This is a genomic window from Roseateles sp. L2-2 (assembly GCF_050613215.1).
GTDB classification, from domain to species: Bacteria; Pseudomonadota; Gammaproteobacteria; order Burkholderiales; family Burkholderiaceae_C; genus Roseateles; species Roseateles noduli.
The window spans coordinates 4374977-4390669 of record NZ_CP192509.1; the positions used below are offsets into that span (position 1 = coordinate 4374977).

General features: G+C 67.9%; 16 protein-coding genes. 8 read left to right on the plus strand and 8 right to left on the minus strand.

Going from position 1 to position 15693, the window contains the following annotated elements; translation table 11 throughout:
• The first annotated feature begins 26 nt into the window (after positions 1–26).
• The 3 genes from ACQZ13_RS19525 (at position 27) to ACQZ13_RS19535 (ending at position 3496) form a co-directional block, all read left to right on the plus strand.
• Entirely contained in the window at positions 27–392 is a 366-nt protein-coding gene (locus ACQZ13_RS19525) for a DUF2946 family protein (RefSeq protein WP_431047284.1), read from the plus strand.
• Between the two features lie 147 nt (positions 393–539).
• A complete protein-coding gene (locus tag ACQZ13_RS19530; RefSeq protein WP_431047286.1) occupies positions 540–2723 on the plus strand; it encodes a TonB-dependent receptor in 2184 nt (727 codons plus the stop codon).
• Positions 2724–2824: 101 nt separating this feature from the next.
• A complete protein-coding gene (locus ACQZ13_RS19535; protein ID WP_431047288.1) occupies positions 2825–3496 on the plus strand; it encodes a class I SAM-dependent methyltransferase in 672 nt (223 codons plus the stop codon).
• A 36-nt stretch (positions 3497–3532) separates the two neighbouring features.
• Here ACQZ13_RS19535 and ACQZ13_RS19540 read toward each other — a convergent pair whose 3' ends face one another.
• Positions 3533–4711, minus strand: a complete 1179-nt coding sequence (locus tag ACQZ13_RS19540; RefSeq protein WP_431047290.1) for a lysozyme inhibitor LprI family protein — start codon at positions 4709–4711, stop codon at positions 3533–3535.
• A 128-nt stretch (positions 4712–4839) separates the two neighbouring features.
• Complete coding sequence (locus tag ACQZ13_RS19545; RefSeq protein WP_431047292.1) at positions 4840–5763, minus strand: SRPBCC family protein; 924 nt, start codon at positions 5761–5763, stop codon at positions 4840–4842.
• A 292-nt stretch (positions 5764–6055) separates the two neighbouring features.
• Here ACQZ13_RS19545 and ACQZ13_RS19550 point away from each other — a divergent pair, with 292 nt between their 5' ends.
• Together ACQZ13_RS19550 and ACQZ13_RS19555 are read left to right on the plus strand one after the other, a co-directional pair.
• A complete protein-coding gene (locus ACQZ13_RS19550) occupies positions 6056–6514 on the plus strand; it encodes a DUF4437 domain-containing protein (RefSeq protein WP_431047294.1) in 459 nt (152 codons plus the stop codon).
• A 28-nt stretch (positions 6515–6542) separates the two neighbouring features.
• A complete protein-coding gene (locus tag ACQZ13_RS19555) occupies positions 6543–7430 on the plus strand; it encodes a LysR family transcriptional regulator (protein ID WP_431047296.1) in 888 nt (295 codons plus the stop codon).
• A 2-nt stretch (positions 7431–7432) separates the two neighbouring features.
• Here ACQZ13_RS19555 and ACQZ13_RS19560 read toward each other — a convergent pair whose 3' ends face one another.
• On the minus strand, positions 7433–7957 hold the full coding sequence (locus tag ACQZ13_RS19560; protein ID WP_431047298.1) for a DinB family protein: 525 nt from the start codon (positions 7955–7957) through the stop codon (positions 7433–7435).
• A gap of 12 nt (positions 7958–7969) precedes the next feature.
• Positions 7970–9112, minus strand: a complete 1143-nt coding sequence (locus ACQZ13_RS19565; RefSeq protein WP_431047300.1) for an alkene reductase — start codon at positions 9110–9112, stop codon at positions 7970–7972.
• A gap of 226 nt (positions 9113–9338) precedes the next feature.
• Here ACQZ13_RS19565 and ACQZ13_RS19570 point away from each other — a divergent pair, with 226 nt between their 5' ends.
• From ACQZ13_RS19570 to ACQZ13_RS19580, 3 genes are all read left to right on the plus strand, one after another.
• On the plus strand, positions 9339–9839 hold the full coding sequence (locus tag ACQZ13_RS19570; RefSeq protein ID WP_431047302.1) for a MarR family winged helix-turn-helix transcriptional regulator: 501 nt from the start codon (positions 9339–9341) through the stop codon (positions 9837–9839).
• Between the two features lie 172 nt (positions 9840–10011).
• The gene (locus ACQZ13_RS19575; RefSeq protein ID WP_431047304.1) at positions 10012–10995 is read left to right on the plus strand and encodes an alpha/beta fold hydrolase; all 984 of its coding nucleotides are present in this window, start codon (positions 10012–10014) and stop codon (positions 10993–10995) included.
• A gap of 209 nt (positions 10996–11204) precedes the next feature.
• Positions 11205–11798 (plus strand): GNAT family N-acetyltransferase, encoded by a 594-nt coding sequence (locus ACQZ13_RS19580; RefSeq protein WP_431047306.1) that lies wholly within the window; start codon positions 11205–11207, stop codon positions 11796–11798.
• A 110-nt stretch (positions 11799–11908) separates the two neighbouring features.
• Here ACQZ13_RS19580 and ACQZ13_RS19585 read toward each other — a convergent pair whose 3' ends face one another.
• Genes ACQZ13_RS19585 through ACQZ13_RS19600 form a run of 4 tightly spaced genes read right to left on the minus strand, consistent with a single transcriptional unit; the run spans position 11909 to position 15528 of the window.
• Entirely contained in the window at positions 11909–12625 is a 717-nt protein-coding gene (locus ACQZ13_RS19585; protein WP_088403963.1) for an ABC transporter ATP-binding protein, read from the minus strand.
• A 24-nt stretch (positions 12626–12649) separates the two neighbouring features.
• Positions 12650–13441: an ABC transporter ATP-binding protein gene (locus ACQZ13_RS19590; RefSeq protein WP_088403809.1), complete on the minus strand. Its 792-nt coding sequence runs from the start codon at positions 13439–13441 to the stop codon at positions 12650–12652.
• A 22-nt stretch (positions 13442–13463) separates the two neighbouring features.
• Positions 13464–14594, minus strand: a complete 1131-nt coding sequence (locus ACQZ13_RS19595; protein ID WP_431047309.1) for an ABC transporter permease subunit — start codon at positions 14592–14594, stop codon at positions 13464–13466.
• A gap of 10 nt (positions 14595–14604) precedes the next feature.
• A complete protein-coding gene (locus ACQZ13_RS19600; protein ID WP_067270067.1) occupies positions 14605–15528 on the minus strand; it encodes a branched-chain amino acid ABC transporter permease in 924 nt (307 codons plus the stop codon).
• Positions 15529–15693 lie beyond the last annotated feature (165 nt).

The window sequence follows — 15693 nt, forward strand, 5'->3', positions numbered from 1 at the left end:
CTTTCCGACCTTCATAATCCCGCGCCATGCGCAAGCACCTCCTGCACTTGCTGCTCCCGCTGTTCATGCTGCTATCGCAGCAGGGCGCGGTGTGGCATGGCATCGGTCATCTGACCGGTGCGCGGGGGCATGGGCCTGCGACCGCCACGGCGACCGCCTCGGTGCAGGCCGGGCGCGACGACGTCGCCCACGCCGATCCGGACGACCTGTCCGCCGATCAGCTCTGCGAGGTCTGCCTGGCCTTCGACGACCTCGCCGCCTCGGCCCGTGCCGAGGCGCCGGTACTCGCGCTGGCCGAAGCCGTCCACGTCCAGGCGGCCGTCATCGAGCGCGTCACGCGCTCGCTGCCCGCGCCGCCGCCGCGCAGCCGCGGCCCGCCCCTGGCGATCTGAACCCGACCTCCTCACCGCAGCGCCGACCGGCCGCGCCTGAACGCTTCGAACGCCCCAGTTCCTGAAGCTTCCGGCGGCCGGGCAACGACCACCCGGCCTCATCGGCCGGCCCGCGCTCGACCGAATTCAGATTGCCAGAGATCCACCATGACCCACCCTCCCCTGCGCGTGCTCGCGCTGTCCCTGTCGCTCGCCTATCCGCTGCTGCTCGCGCTGCCGGCGCGCGCCGATGACACGGCCGCCTCGTCGGCACCTGCTGCGACCAGCACCGTTGAAGCCCCGACCGCCGCCGGCGGCGCCGCGCTGCCCACCGTCCAGGTCCAGGGCGCGCGCAGCCGCCTCGACGCGGCGCGCAACGGCTTGTCGCCCGACACCGGCAGCACGATCTACAAGTTCGACAAGAACGACATCGCCCGTCTGCCGCAAGGCGACGACACCCCGCTGAACCAGGTGCTGCTGCAGACGCCGGGCGTCGTGCAGGACTCCTACGGCGGCCTGCACGTGCGCGGCGACCACGCCAACCTGCAGTACCGCATCAACGGCGTCGTCATCCCGGAGGCCATCAGCGGCTTCGGCCAGACGCTGGAGACGCGCTTCGCCGACAGCATCAGCCTGCTGACCGGCGCGCTTCCCGCGCAATACGGCTACCGGACCGCCGGCATCGTGGACATCACCACCAAAGGCGTGGGCGACGATGACAAGCCCTTCGCCGGCAGCGCCGGCATCACGCTGGGCACGCAGCGCTCGCGCGAGCTCGACCTGTCGGTGCACGGCACGCAGGGTCGGCTGAGCTACGAGTTCAGCGGTTCCTTCCTCGGCAACGACCTGGGCATCGAGAACCCGACCGCCTCGCGCGACGCGCTGCACGACCGCACGCACCAGGGCAAGGGCTTCGGGCTGGTGTCCTACCTGCTCGACGACGACAGCCGCATCACCGCGATGGCCGGCGTCACCGACAACCGCTTCCAGATCCCGAACTCGCCGGGGCAGTCGACCGCCTTCACCCTCGACGGCACGCCCGACAAGGACTCCAGCACGCTGGACGCGCACCAGCGCGAGCGCAACCGCTTCGCCGTCGTCAGCTACCAGAGCGTGATCGGCAAGGACATCGACTACCAGGTCTCGCTGTTCCACCGCTACACCGACGTCCACTACTCGCCGGACACCACCGGCGACCTGCAGTACCTGGGCGTCGCGGCCAACATCCTGCGCCGCAACGAGGCCAACGGCGTGCAGGCCGATGCCAGCTACCGCCTGGACAGCGCACACACCCTCCGCACCGGTCTCTTCGCGCAGCGCGAGCACGCCAGCACGATCAACAACGCGCTGGTGTTCCCGGCCGACGACGACGGCAACCAGACCAGCGGCGTGCCCGTCAACATCGCCGACGGCGGCCGCCTGAGCGGCCACCTGTGGGGCGCCTACCTGCAGGACGAATGGAAGCTGGACCGCACGCTGACGCTGAACTACGGCGCGCGTTACGACGAGGTCGACACCGTCACGAAGGAACACCAGCTGAGCCCGCGCATCGGTCTGGTCTGGGACGCGGCGCCGACGGTGCGCCTGCATGCGGGCTACGCGCGCTACTTCACGCCGCCGCCGACCGAGAAGATCGACACCACCTCGGTGGCGGCCTTCGCCGGCACGACCAACGCACTGCCGACGGACGCGGACACGGCGGTGCGCTCCGAGCGCTCCAACTACTACGACGCCGGTGCCGCCTGGCAGGTCACGCCCAAGCTGACGCTGGGCATCGACGGCTACTACCGCGCGGTGCAGCATCTGCAGGACGAGGGCCAGTTCGGCAACGCGCTGATCTATTCGGCCTTCAACTACGCCAAGGGTCGCATCTACGGCGTCGACCTGTCGGCGAGCTACAAGGAGAAGACCTGGTCCGCGTACGCCAACCTCGGCACCACGCACGCCCGCGCGCAGCAGGTCGAGACGGGCCAGTTCAACTTCGAGCAGGACGAGCTCGACTTCATCGCCAACCACTGGGTGCACCTGGACCACGAGCAGAAGCTGAGCGCCTCGGCCGGCGTCAACGTGCGGCTGGACGACGGCTACGCGGTCGGCGCGAGCGCGCTGTTCGGCAGCGGCCTGCGCAACGGCTTCGCCAACACCACGCACCTGCCCTCGTACACCAGCGTCAACGCGGACGTGAGCAAGAAGTTCGACCTCGGCGGCGGCGGTCCGGTGGAGGCGCGCCTGTCGGTGCTCAACCTCTTCGACAAGGGCTACCAGCTGCGTGACGGCTCGGGCATCGGCGTCGGCGCGCCGCAGTACGGTCAGCGCCGTACGGTCTACGTGAGCCTGACGAAGGAGTTCTGACCTTCGCTTGGCGGGAAACCGTGCGTCGTCCTGTCGCCTGTATCGGGCGAAGGTGGGGCGACGCACGGCGGGAAGATCGGGGGCGAGGTAGGCTGCTCTGCATGAATGCCCTGCCCCCAGATCTGCCTGCATCCGATGAGCCGAACGAAGCGTCCGAGGCCGCCTCGGACGTCTGGGACCGCCGCTACGCCGCCCAGCCCTTGAGCCAGGATGAGGCCTGGCTGAGCGGCTGGCAGCATCGCCTGCCCGGCGTGCGCCGCGCGTTGGACATCGGCTGCGGCGACGGCTGGGAGACTGCTGCGCTCCTGGAGCTGGGCGTCGACGTCACCGGCATCGACATCTCCGCCGAGGCGCTGGCGAGGTGCCGGCGGCAGTCGCCGGCGGCCAGGCATGTGCTGGCCGACGTCCGCGCGATGCCCATGCTGGCCGACGGCGAATTCGACCTGGCTGTCGCGCAGCTCTCGCTGCATTACTTCGACCACGACGACACGCAGCGTGCGCTGTGCGAGATCGCCCGCGTGCTCGGGCCGGGCGGCCGGCTGATCGGCTGCGTCAACGCCGAAGACGACTGGCATTACGGCGCGCCGGACGACGCGTCCTCATGGACACTGACAGTCGTCGACGGCGTCGCCAAGCAGTTCTTCACCCGCGAAAAGATCGAGGACGTGCTCGCCGCGTGCTTCGACATCGAGCACCTCGACAAGCGCTCGCTGAGCCGCTACGGCAAGCCGAAGTCGGTGTGGGAGTTCTTCTGCACGAAGAAGCCCGAATGATCGTCGTGACGCCGGAGCGGTGATCGGTCGTTCAACTCAAAGTCCTTTCTCGACGGCCTCGACCAGGCACTTCGTGAAGGAGAAGTCGTCGGGACGGTCTTGCGCCTCCTCCTTGACCCGACAGCCTTTGAGCGCCGCTGCCCGGAGCCGATCAAGCCGTTCCCAGGGCACGATCTTGATGCGCGACGACTCGCTCTGAGGCACGCTGCCGTCGGCCCGGATGCGCAACACATGGACCTGCTCACCGGACGAACTCATGAGCAAGGCGCTCCCATCGGACAAGACCTGCGCGCCGTCGTCGCCCCAGGAGAAGCCGGAGTCCGGCCCGAAGTAGTCGTCGTACTTGAACCGGAGGTCAGGATCCCGGCAGAGGCTCTCGACGTCCGGGTGAACGCGCTCATCCAGGGAGGCGATCCAGGCCGGCGGCGTCGCTGCCCGATCCGGGATCCTCACCTCGGTAACATGATCGAAGGTTTGGCAAGAGTCACCGGAGAACGATTTTCCGAACGCGTCGTCGTAGGTGGCACGCCCATCGATCGTCGGGTAGTGGACGCGGGTCGTCGCGGTCAGGCTCTTCGGCGTGCGCGCCAAGGTCCAGCGCGAGCCAGCCACCGAGACTGTCAATCGCTGCCCCTCGTTGGCGACCACCTGCCCCGTCATCACCTGACCCCGGTAGAAGCCGTAGACCCGGACCTTCGTCCCGGCCTTGGCCTGGAAGGGCTTGCGATTCTGTCCGTCCGTGGCGATGTCGAAAAACTGCCGGCTCAGCGCGCGCGGCGAGCCATCACGCACCGTGGCCGGGTTGACCACCCAGACCGGCTCGCCCGGCGCAAAGGGTGAGGCCTCCGGCCCCAGCCCGTAGAACTGCCAGCCGTCGCGGAACTGCGCGGGCATGGTCCGCAACCAGACGTCGCGCACCGGGACGCGCCCGGCCAGCACCGCGACGCGCTCGCCGTAGGCCGCGGCCACGCAGACCTCGTCGCCACAGGCGTCGCGCGTGGCGAGCCAGCGCCGCTGCTCGTCGCGCAGGGCAGTCGCATCGGTCGCCACCACGGCCGCCACGCGGAACGCGTCGTTGAGCCGCAGGTCCAGAGCCTGCAGCCGCGGCGACGCGCACACCAGTCGCTCCACCGGCGTCGCCGCCTTCGTGCAGTCCATCGCGAACGCGCCGGCGCTCGCGACAACACCCAACACGCCCGCGGCGAAGCGCCACATGCCGTTCCTTCGAGTCATTCCCTCACTCCCCGCTACGAAACGCGGCGGATCTTCCGCGATCCCGGGGCGGGTTAGCTGTCTGGAAGCTGTCGGTGCGACTCACCGGCCTTGCGATATCTCCGCCGGGGTCAGGTCTCGCTCCGACGCTTGTACAGCGTCAACAGTCCGTCGACGAAGTCGTGCCCCAGGAAATCGGCGACCGGCACGGCATAGACGTTGATGCTCGATGTGACGCGGTAGTGGGCCTCGATGTCCAGACGCGTGTGCGTCGCATCGACGGGCGTCAGCGTGAACCGCGTTTCGCCGAGATCGAAGTAGCGTCCGCCGATGACGACGTGGTCGTCCATCGTGCCGAGCGGGAAGGAATCCGGCGAGAACTCGTAGCGCCAGGCGATCCTCCGCCCTTCGACGCGCTCCGTGACCCGGCCGAGGAAATGGACGCCGCGCTCCCAGCGCGATTCGCGGACCTCGCCTTGCGGCGTCGCATGGTTGACGCCCTCGACGGGTCGCGGCACCCCGATGAGGTGGATCCAGGTGCGCGGGAATTCCTCGCGTCGGATGTCCCGCGCCGCGACGATCTCCGACCACACGCGCGCCGGGGCCGCTTCGACCACCACGGAACGATCGATGCGCTGCCACTGCTCGACGGTCAACGGCCCTTCCACCACGGTGAACAGCAGCGGCAGCGTCGCCAGCGCGCCGGCCTGCAGTCTGCCCACCCGCGTCGTCTTCAGGACCAGGTTCATCAGCAGGCCGCCGACCGACGCCAGGACGAGGAACACCGGCGACAGGAGCACGACGCAGATGCCGCCTTCCAGCAGCGTCAGGAGGGCGCCGACCATCATCAGCGCCGCCGCGCCCCACGGCACGAAGGCCGCCTCCATCCAGGTCGGACCCCGACGGCCAGGCGCGGCCCGCATCACGTACACGGTGATCGCGCCCAGCACCACCGGCGTCATCAGCACGAAGCCGGTGCTCATCACGAAGGCGGTGTCCGACGAGAAATTCAGCCACGGCGACACGAACGACAGACCGCCGAACGCCAGACGCATCAGCAATCCATAGATCGCTCCCGCGAGCACGGGCACGTAGACAGCGCGCGCCCTCCCCTTCGGTTTGCGGACGGTCGCGCCTGACCCAGTGCCCGCCTCCTCGCGTGGTGTCCCATCCCCGTCGTTCATCACCGGCTCCCCTCTCGATCTCTATTGTTTCGGCTTCGGTAAAAGTGCCTTACCCGCCGCCGCGATTGTGACGGCGGTGTTGATGGTCGACCATTTCGACAGGGCTCCAACGCTGGAGAACCGCACCTCCCGGTGCCGCCCCTGCCACTTGAAAGCAACCATCATGTCCCTGGTCAAACATCTTCAACGGATCACGATGTCCACGGTGATCCTCGCTACCGTCTCCACCCTCGCCATCGCGGCCGGACCGTCTCCGGACCCCTATGCCGACGCCACCAAAGTCGTCCCCGTCACCGAGCTGAAGTTCTATCAGAACAAGGAAGGCCTGACGATCGCCAACGGCTGGGGCGACCCGGCCGGCGGCGCCCACAGCAACTACATCCGCATGGCCGGCGGCACGGCCAGCGGCGTGCACACGCACACGGACTCCTACTACGGCGTCGTGATCGCGGGCGTCGTCGTCAACGAGCCCACCGCCGGTGCGCCGGAGCGTCCGCTGCCGGCCGGGTCCTACTGGTACCAGAAGGGCGGCGAGCGCCACGTCACGAAGTGCATTTCGCAGACGGAGTGCCTCTTCTTCGTCACGTCCAAGGGCGGCTTCGACTACCTGCCCGCCAAGTAATCGGCGCGCCGGTCGCGCCTGCAAGCACATGGACAAGCTCAACGCCATGGCCATGTTCGTGGCCGTCGTGCAGGAGAAGGGCTTCGCCGCGGCCGCGCGCCGGATGGGGGTCTCGGCCCCCGTCGCGACGCGCGCCGTCAGCGAACTCGAAGCCGCGCTGCAGGTGCGCCTGCTGGTGCGCACGACGCGCGTCGTGCAGGTCACCGAGGTGGGCGAACGCTACGCGCTCGACTGCCAGCGCGTCCTCAACGAGTTGCGCGACATCGAGCAGTCGGCCACCGGCTCGCACGGCGCGGTGCGCGGCAAGCTGGTGATCACGGCCTCCTCCCTCTTCGGGCGCATGCGCCTGGGACCGGTCGTGCGCGCCTACCTCGAACGCAATCCGGAGACCGAGATCGAATGCCGCTACGTGGACCGCCCGGTGAATCTGATCAGCGAGGGCATCGACGTCGCGATCCGCATCGGCGAGCTGCCCGATTCCTCGTACCACGCCGTCCCGCTGACCACGGTCCGGCGCGTCGTCTGCGCCGCGCCGGACTACCTCGCCCGGGCGGGCGTGCCGCGTCATCCGGATGAACTCATCGACCACTGCCTGATCGCCGCGTTGAGCGTCGAATCAGGCAGCGAATGGAAGTTCACCGATGGTGCGGAGCCGATCGCCGCGCCCGTCCAGCCGCGTCTGGCCACCAGCAGCACGGAACACGCCATCCAGGCGGCTGTTGCGGGCTTCGGACTGACGCGGGTGCTGGACGAAGTCGTGCGCGAGCAGTTGGCCGCCGGCAGCCTCGTGGAGGTGCTGGAGACCTTCTCACCGCCGCGCATGCCGGTGCATGCGCTGCACCTGCAGGGTCGACGCGCGTCCAACAAGGTCCGCGCCTTCATCGACCTCGCCATCGCGCACCTGCGCGACGACTGAGCTCACGCCGACGGCAGCACGCGCCGCTCCGGCTCCGCGATATGCAGGAAGCGCGTCAGCGTGTCCGGCGGGGAGCCGCCACCCGCTTCCACCAGCATGCGACCGATGGCGCCGCGGTGGTAGGTCGCATGCGTGATGACGTGCAGGAGCATCTCCTCGCGCGTCATCCGCCCGGCCTGACCATCGGTGAACGTGAAATGGATGGCTTCCGACAGCTGCTCCGGCTGCAGGCCGGCGACGTACCGGACGTACCAGGCGTCCGTTTCCTTGACGGCAGCCAGCAGCGCTTCCAGCGCCGGCGTGTCCGTCGTGTTGGCCGCCGCATAGCCGTGGGCCTCGCCCGTCAGATGCGCGGCAAAGATGCGGTCGACGACCAGCATGTGATTCATCGTCCGGATCGCGCCCAGCCATTGCCCATCGGCGGCTCCGTCGTTGACCTTGCGCAAGGCCTTGCCCATTTCCGCGTTGGCCCAGACCTTGTAGTCGAAGAGCGAAACCAGGAGAGATGCGTGTGTCGTGTTCGTCATCGTGATGCCTCTTCAGCCGTTGTCGGCCATGTCGATTTGCGGGGAAACGGTGTGCGGTTGATCGATCGGCGGGTAGTCCGTGTAGCCTCGGGCGCCGCCGTCATGCAAGGTGGATGGATCGAAATCGCTGAGCGCAGCCCCGCGACGGAAGCGCTCGACCAGATCGGGATTGGCGATGTACGGACGACCGAAGGACACCATCCCGACGGCGCCCGATCGGACGACCTCCTCCGCATCCTGGAACCCGTAGCAGTTGTTGGAGATCACGACACCGTCGAACGCCTCGCGCAGTGCGCTGAAGTCCATGCCGGGCGACTCGCGGGTCGACAGCAGTTCGCCCTCGGTGATGTGCAGATAGGCCAGCTGGAAGCGGTTGAGTTCACGCACCAGGTGGCCGTAGAGCGCGCCCGGATCGCTGTCGACAATATCTCCGTAGGTCGCCGCCGGCGAGACCCGGACGCCGACACGGTGCGAGGGCCAGATCGTGCCCACCGCCGAGACGATCTCCAGCAGCAGCCGCGTCCGGTTCGCGATGCTCCCGCCGTAGGCGTCCTGGCGCCGGTTGGCGCCGTCCCGCAGGAACTGGTCCAGCAGGAAGCCGTTGCCGGCATGGATCTCGACGCCGTCGAAACCTGCGGCCAATGCGTTGCGCGCGGCCTGCCGGTATTGCTCGATGACGACGGGGATCTCCCTCAGTTCAAGGGCCCGCGGCGTCGGCGCGGCCTTCAATCCGGCGTCGGTGAAGACCTCCACCGCCGGTCGTATCGCTGACGGTCCGACCGGCATACCGCCGTCCGGCTGCAGATCCGGATGCGAGCTCCGACCCGCATGCCACAGCTGCAGGAACATGACGCCGCCGGCGGCGTGCACGCCGTCCACCACGGTCTTCCAGGCCGCCACCTGGTCGGCGGCGTAGATGCCGGGCGAGTTCCTGTAGCCCTTCCCCTGCGGCGACACCTGCGCCGATTCGGAGATGATCAATCCGGCGCTCGCGCGCTGCGCGTAGTAGGTCGCCATCAGCGCGGTGGGCAGGTCGTCGGCGCGAGCCCGGTTGCGAGACATCGGGGACATGACGATCCGGTTTTGCAACCGCAGATCGCCGAGGACGAGGGGTTGGAACAGCGGGCTGTCGCCGTACGGGTGGACGTTCTTCAATCTGGAGACTCACGGGAAGACAAACGGGACGGCCAGTATTGCCACCCGTCCTTTCCGACGGAACGCCGCGCATGGGCAATGGACCGTTACCGGATCGGCAAGAGCGTCCGCGCGCGATCTAGCACTCACTCAACGCCGGCATCCGGCGCCGCGGCCAAGTCCCTCCCGCCGTCCTGGCCAACAATTTCGCTTGCAATTCATTCGCACACTAATTAAAGTTCACCCCATGGCACGCACCACCACCCCCAAGCAGCAGAAGGCGACCGGCACCGACGCCAGCGCCAACGCCGTCTGCCCGCCGCTGGAGATCGATCAACAGCTCTGCTTCGCGATCTACTCGACGATGCTGGGGCTGAACAAGGTCTACCGCGAACTGCTGAAGGACCTGGAGCTGACCTACCCCCAGTACCTCGTGATGCTGGTGCTCTGGGAACGCGACGGCCTGACGGTCGGCGAGATCGCGGAACGCGTGTTCCTCGACTCCCCCACCGTGACCCCGCTGCTCAAGCGCCTGGAAACCGCGGGCCTGGTCAGCCGGGACCGCTCGCCGCAGGACGAACGCCAGGTGCTGATCACGCTGACCACCACCGGCCGCGCGCTGCGCAAGCGCTCCACGCATCTGCCGCAGTGCATCGTGGACGCGTCGGACTCGGACCTGTCCGAACTGATCGAACTCCGCGATCGCCTGCTCGTGCTGCGCGAACGCATGGCCCGCAAGGCCGGCTGAGCACCCCATCGACGAATTCGCATGACTTTCCCTTTCTTTGCCCCAAATACTTCGCACACAAACAATTAGCAAGCAATTCGAATCCACGACATCCGCTCACCCACCACCAAGCCCGCTTTCTCCGATCCGCTTTCTGCAACCCGCTTTCACCCACCACCCGAAGGAGCCCACCATGAACGCCATCGCCACCCTCGCCCGTCAATCGCGTCGTCAACTGCTGGTCCTCTCGACGCTGGCCGTCGCCGTCGCCGGCGCAGTCGCCACCCCGGCCTTCGCCGCCGATGCCAAGCCCGCGCCGGCGCCCATCGTCAGCGCGCAACCCTCGGGCTCCTACATCACGACCAAGGACGGCGTGCAGCTGTACTACAAGGACTGGGGTCCGAAGAACGGCCAGCCCATCGTCTTCAGCCACGGCTGGCCGCTGAACTCCGACAGCTGGGAATCGCAGATGATCTTCCTGGCCGACCAGGGCTACCGCGTCATCGCCCATGACCGCCGCGGTCACGGCCGCTCCAGCCAGCCGTGGGACGGCAACGACATGGACCACTACGCCGACGACCTGGCCACGGTCATCGAGACGCTGAACCTGAAGAACGCCGTGCTGGTCGGCTTCTCCACCGGCGGCGGCGAAGTCGCCCGCTACATCGGCCGCCACGGCACCTCGCGCGTGGCCAAGGCGGTGCTGATCTCCGCCGTCCCGCCCATCATGGTCAAGTCCGACAAGAACCCCGGCGGCCTGCCCATCGCGGTCTTCGACGGCATCCGCAAGGCGCAGCTCGACAACCGTTCGCAGCTCTACAAGGACATCCCCGCCGGTCCGTTCTACGGCTTCAACCGTCCGGGCGCGAAGGTCTCGCAGGGCCTGATCGACAACTGGTGGTTCCAGGGCATGCAAGGCGGCCACAAGAACACCTACGACTCGATCAAGGCGTTCTCCGAAACCGACTTCACCGAAGACCTGAAGAAGTTCGACAAGCCCACGCTGATCATCCACGGCGACGACGACCAGATCGTGCCGATCGACGCCGCGGGTCGCGCCTCGGCCAAGCTGATCAAGGGCTCGGTGCTGAAGGTCTACGCGGGCGCGCCGCACGGCCTGACCGATACCCACAAGGACCGAGTCAACGCGGACCTGCTGGCCTTCATCCGCCAGTGACACCTCCGGCTACTTCGGTAGCCTCCTGAAACGCGGTCGCCCCACCCCCGTCACTCCCGTTGACAGGGGGTCGGGCGACCGCGGCGCAAGACCCGCCCCCCACCTTCGGGGGAAGTCAGACGCGGGGTACCGCTACCTGCTCCGTTTGGTACGCTCGGTGATCTTTCCGATGGCCGGCGCCTCGACGCGCCGGCGCGTGGACCCCGCCGATGCCGATGCCCCCCCCGCCCTCCTTGTCGCTGCCTCATGTCCGTGTGTTCGAACTCCAGGCCAGCGATGAGGACCTGCTCCAACGGTTCTACGAACGCAATCCGCTGTACTTCGAGCAGGTGACCGGCGCCCCGCCCCGCCCCGACGAAGCCCGCGAAGAGATCCGCGACCTGCCCCCCGAGGGCTGGAGCTTCACCGCCAAACGGTTGCTGGGCTACGTCGACGACTCCGGCGAACTGGTCGCGATGGCCTCGCTGGTCTCGGACCTGATGGCGCCCCGGGTCTGGCTGGTCGGCCTGTTCATCGTGGCGACCTCGCTGCACGGCTCCACCGCCGCGCGCGAGATCTACGCGGAGCTGGAAGGCTGGATGCAGCGCAACGGCGCGCTGTGGGTGCGCCTGGGCGTGGTCGTCGGCAACCCGCGCGCGGAGCGCTTCTGGGAACGCCAGGGCTTCACCGAGGTCCGCCGCCGCGACGGACTCGCGATGGGCCAGCGCATCAACGAGCTGCGCGTGATGGTCAAGCCGCTGGACGGCGGCCGGATCGACGACTACCTGGCGATGGTGCCCCGGGACCGTCCCGGAGAGCCCTGAACGCCCCGTAGCATCTGTGTAGCGCCCCTGTAGCGCCCCTGTAGCGCCCTGAAAGGCACAAGGGGCCCTCGCGGGCCCCTCGTCGTCATGCACGTGGCTGGTCGCCCGGCTTATTCGCCGAGGTAGGCCGCGCGCACCTTCGGGTCGTTCAGCAGCGTCCTGCCGTCGCCCTGCATGGTGATCGCGCCCGACTCCATCACGTAGCCGCGGTTGGCCAGTTCCAGCGCGCGGCTGGCGTTCTGCTCGACCAGCAGCACGGTCACGCCCTGCTGGTGGATGTCGTTCACGACCTCGAAGATCTTGTCGACCATGATCGGCGACAGGCCCATCGACGGCTCGTCCAGCAGCAGCAGCTTGGGTTTGGCCATCAGCGCGCGGCCCATGGCCAGCATCTGCTGCTCGCCGCCGGACATCGTGCCGGCCAGCTGGTTGCGACGCTCCTTGAGCCGCGGGAACAGGCCGAAGACCTTCTCGATGTCGGCCTCGATCTCCTTGTCCTTGCGGATGAACGCGCCCATCTGCAGGTTCTCGGTGATCGTCATGCGCGTGAACGTGCCGCGACCTTCCGGGACCATCACCAGGCCCTGCTTGGCCAGGTCCCAGGCGCCCTGGCCCTTGATGGAGCGGCCCATGAACTTCACGTCGCCGACGCCCAGCGGCTGCAGCCCGGTGATCGCCTTGAGCGTGGTGGTCTTGCCCGCGCCGTTGGCGCCGATCAGCGAGACGAGCTCGCCCTGGCGCACGTCGAAGTCCACGCCCTTGACCGCCTGGATCCCGCCGTACGCGACCTTGAGGCCCTCGACCTGGAGGAGGATGTTGTCTGCCATCTTTTCGATTTCCATGGGTCGGGATCAGGGGGCCGCGTGGACGGCTTCAGCCGCGTGGGCGCCGAGGTAGGCCTCGATCACCTTCGGGTTGCGCTGCACTTCCGCCGGCGTGCCGGAGGCGATGAGCTTGCCGTAGTCCAGCACCGACACGTGGTCGCACAGGCCCATCACCAGCTTCACGTCGTGCTCGATCAGCAGGATGGTGCGGCCGTCGTTGCGGATGCGGTCGATCAGCTCGCGCAGCACGACCTTCTCGGTCGCGTTCATGCCCGCGGCGGGCTCGTCCAGCGCGATCAGCTTGGGATCGGTGGCCAGGGCGCGGGCGATCTCCAGGCGGCGCTGGTCGCCGTAGGACAGCGTGCGCGCCTTGAAGTCGGCGTGCCGGCCGATGCCGACGTAGTCCAGCAGCTCGCGGGCACGAGCGGTGATCTCGGCCTCTTCCTTCTTGAAGCCGGGCGTGCGCAGCACCGCGCCGATCAGGCCCGAGTGCGTGCGCACATGGCGCCCGACCATCACGTTCTCCAGCGCGGTCATGTCGGCGAACAGCCGGATGTTCTGGAAGGTCCGCGCGATGCCGGTCTTGGCGACCTGGTGCACCGCCTGCGGCTTGTAGGCCTGGCCGCCCAGCTCGAAGGTGCCGCCGTCGGGCACGTACAGCCCGGTGATCACGTTGAAGAAGGTCGTCTTGCCGGCGCCGTTGGGGCCGATCAGGCCGTAGACCTGGCCCTTCTTGATCTCGATGCCCACATCCGACAGCGCCTGCAGACCGCCGAAGCGCTTGGAGGCGCCGGCCACTTTCAGTACGGTTTCAGTCATTGGTTCTTGCTCCTGGCCCGGCTCAGGCATTGATGGCGTTGCCGGCATTGGCAGGCGGCTGCGCTCCGGGCGGCAGGGGCCGGGACTTGCCGTGCTCGGGCGAGGGCCACAGGCCGCGCGGACGCATCAGCATGATCACGATCATGGCGAGCGCCACCAGCAGCTGACGCAGGATGGACGCGTCCAGGCGGCCGTCGGTCATCTGCTGCAGCGGGCCGGCGACGTAGCGCAGCACTTCCGGCAGCGCGGCCAGCAGCAGCGCGCCCAGGATCACGCCCGGGATGTGGCCGATGCCGCCCAGCACCACCATGGCGACGATCATGATCGACTCCTGCAGGCTGAACGATTCCGGCGAGACGAAGCCCTGGAACGCGCCGAACATCGAACCCGCCACGCCGCCGAAGGTCGCGCCCATGCCGAAGGCCAGCAGCTTCATGTTGCGGGTGTTGATGCCCATGGCCTTGGCGGCGATCTCGTCCTCGCGGATGGCCATCCAGGCGCGGCCGATGCGGGAGTTCTCCAGCCGGTAGCAGACCAGCACCGAGCCCACCACCAGCGCCAGGAACAGGTAGTAGTACATCGACACCGAGTTGATGGTGAAGCCCAGGATGTCGTGGTTCTGGCTGAACTCGAAGCCCAGGAAGTGCACGCCGTCGATCTGGCCGATGCCGCGCGGGCCGTTGGTGATGTTCAGCGGATATTCCATGTTGTTCAGGAACACCCGGATGATCTCGCCGAAGCCCAGCGTCACGATGGCCAGGTAGTCGCCGCGCAGCTTGAGCGTCGGGGCGCCCAGCAGCACGCCGAACAGGCCTGCCAGCAGCGCCGCCAGCGCGATCGCCAGCAGCAGCGGCAGGTGCAGCCCGTTGGGGAAGGCCGCGGCGATGTGCTCGAAGTTCTCCGACAGGTGCGGACTGTTGAGCATCGCGAAGAGATAGGCGCCCACCGCGTAGAACGCGACGTAGCCCAGGTCGAGCAGGCCGGCGTAGCCCACCACGATGTTCAGGCCCAGGGCCAGCAGCACGTACAGCAGGGCCAGGTCGATGATGCGGACCGGGCCGTTGCCGAACTGCTGCGTGAACAGCGGCAGCACCAGCAGCAGCACGCCGGCGATCAGGAAGGTGATCAGCTTGGAGGATTTGGTCTGGAACATGGACGGCTCCTCAGGCGCGGTCGGCGACGCGTTCGCCCAGCAGGCCGGAAGGCCGCAGGGTCAGCACCAGGATCAGCGCGATGAAGGCGAAGATGTCGGAGTAATGGCTGCCCAGCACGCCGCCGGTCCAGTCGCCGAGGTAGCCGGCGCCGATGGCTTCGATCAGCCCCAGCAGCACCCCGCCGACCATCGCGCCGGCCAGGTTGCCGATGCCGCCCACCACCGCGGCGGTGAAGGCCTTCAGGCCCGGCAGCACGCCCATGGTGTGCTGCGCGGTGCCGTAGTTGGCGGCCCACATCAGGCCGGCCACCGCGGCCAGCGCGGCGCCGATGATGAAGGTCAGCGAGATCACCGCATCGGGCTTCACGCCCATCAGCGAGGCCACGCGCGGGTTCTCCGCGGTGGCGCGCATCGCGCGGCCCATCTTGGTGTGGTTCACCAGGAACAGCAGGCCGCCCAGGATCACGACGGTGGTCACCAGGATCACGATCTGCGTCACCGTGATCACGGCGCCGCCGAGGTGGATGGGATCAGCCGGCAGCAGCTGCGGGAAGGGCTTGGGGTTCGGCTTCCAGATGATCATGGCCAGCGTCTGCAGCAGCAGCGACATGCCCATGGCGGTGATCAGCGGCGCCAGTCTGGGCGCGCTGCGCAGCGGCCGGTAGGCGATCTTCTCGATCGTGTAGTTCAGCAGCGTGCAGACCAGGATGGCGCACACCAGCGCGGCCAGCATCAGCACCCAGCCGGGCAGGCCCAGCGACGCGAGCGCCGTGACCACGGTCCAGCTCACGAGCGCCCCCACCATCAGCACGTCGCCGTGCGCGAAGTTGATGAGGTTGATGATGCCGTAGACCATCGTGTAACCCAGTGCGACGAGGGCATACATGCTCCCCAGCACCAGGCCGTTGATGATCTGCTGAAAAAGTATCTCCATAAGGCCCCAGCATGTAGTTGGACGCGGCTCGCACCGCGTGACGGCGCTTCGGGGTGCAACCCCCGTGCCAAGCGCCGCGTTTCAAGGGTATTCACCGACAAGGCGACATCGGTGCGCGCCAGTCGACGTTGTGTTCCCAGTCTCGGCGACGCAACAAGGTGCGGA

What these genes read in the sequence shown, in the direction of transcription:
- ACQZ13_RS19555 (WP_431047296.1), top strand. Translation starts at nt 6,543, where the DNA reads ATGGACAAGCTCAACGCCATGGCCATGTTCGTGGCCGTCGTGCAGGAG.
- ACQZ13_RS19540 (WP_431047290.1), bottom strand. Translation starts at nt 4,711, where the DNA reads ATGTGGCGCTTCGCCGCGGGCGTGTTGGGTGTTGTCGCGAGCGCCGGC.
- ACQZ13_RS19560 (WP_431047298.1), bottom strand. Translation starts at nt 7,957, where the DNA reads ATGACGAACACGACACACGCATCTCTCCTGGTTTCGCTCTTCGACTAC.
- ACQZ13_RS19590 (WP_088403809.1), bottom strand. Translation starts at nt 13,441, where the DNA reads ATGACTGAAACCGTACTGAAAGTGGCCGGCGCCTCCAAGCGCTTCGGC.
- ACQZ13_RS19575 (WP_431047304.1), top strand. Translation starts at nt 10,012, where the DNA reads ATGAACGCCATCGCCACCCTCGCCCGTCAATCGCGTCGTCAACTGCTG.
- ACQZ13_RS19570 (WP_431047302.1), top strand. Translation starts at nt 9,339, where the DNA reads ATGGCACGCACCACCACCCCCAAGCAGCAGAAGGCGACCGGCACCGAC.
- ACQZ13_RS19580 (WP_431047306.1), top strand. Translation starts at nt 11,205, where the DNA reads ATGCCGATGCCCCCCCCGCCCTCCTTGTCGCTGCCTCATGTCCGTGTG.
- ACQZ13_RS19525 (WP_431047284.1), top strand. Translation starts at nt 27, where the DNA reads ATGCGCAAGCACCTCCTGCACTTGCTGCTCCCGCTGTTCATGCTGCTA.
- ACQZ13_RS19585 (WP_088403963.1), bottom strand. Translation starts at nt 12,625, where the DNA reads ATGGCAGACAACATCCTCCTCCAGGTCGAGGGCCTCAAGGTCGCGTAC.
- ACQZ13_RS19600 (WP_067270067.1), bottom strand. Translation starts at nt 15,528, where the DNA reads ATGGAGATACTTTTTCAGCAGATCATCAACGGCCTGGTGCTGGGGAGC.
- ACQZ13_RS19535 (WP_431047288.1), top strand. Translation starts at nt 2,825, where the DNA reads ATGAATGCCCTGCCCCCAGATCTGCCTGCATCCGATGAGCCGAACGAA.
- ACQZ13_RS19550 (WP_431047294.1), top strand. Translation starts at nt 6,056, where the DNA reads ATGTCCCTGGTCAAACATCTTCAACGGATCACGATGTCCACGGTGATC.
- ACQZ13_RS19595 (WP_431047309.1), bottom strand. Translation starts at nt 14,594, where the DNA reads ATGTTCCAGACCAAATCCTCCAAGCTGATCACCTTCCTGATCGCCGGC.
- ACQZ13_RS19545 (WP_431047292.1), bottom strand. Translation starts at nt 5,763, where the DNA reads ATGCGTCTGGCGTTCGGCGGTCTGTCGTTCGTGTCGCCGTGGCTGAAT.
- ACQZ13_RS19530 (WP_431047286.1), top strand. Translation starts at nt 540, where the DNA reads ATGACCCACCCTCCCCTGCGCGTGCTCGCGCTGTCCCTGTCGCTCGCC.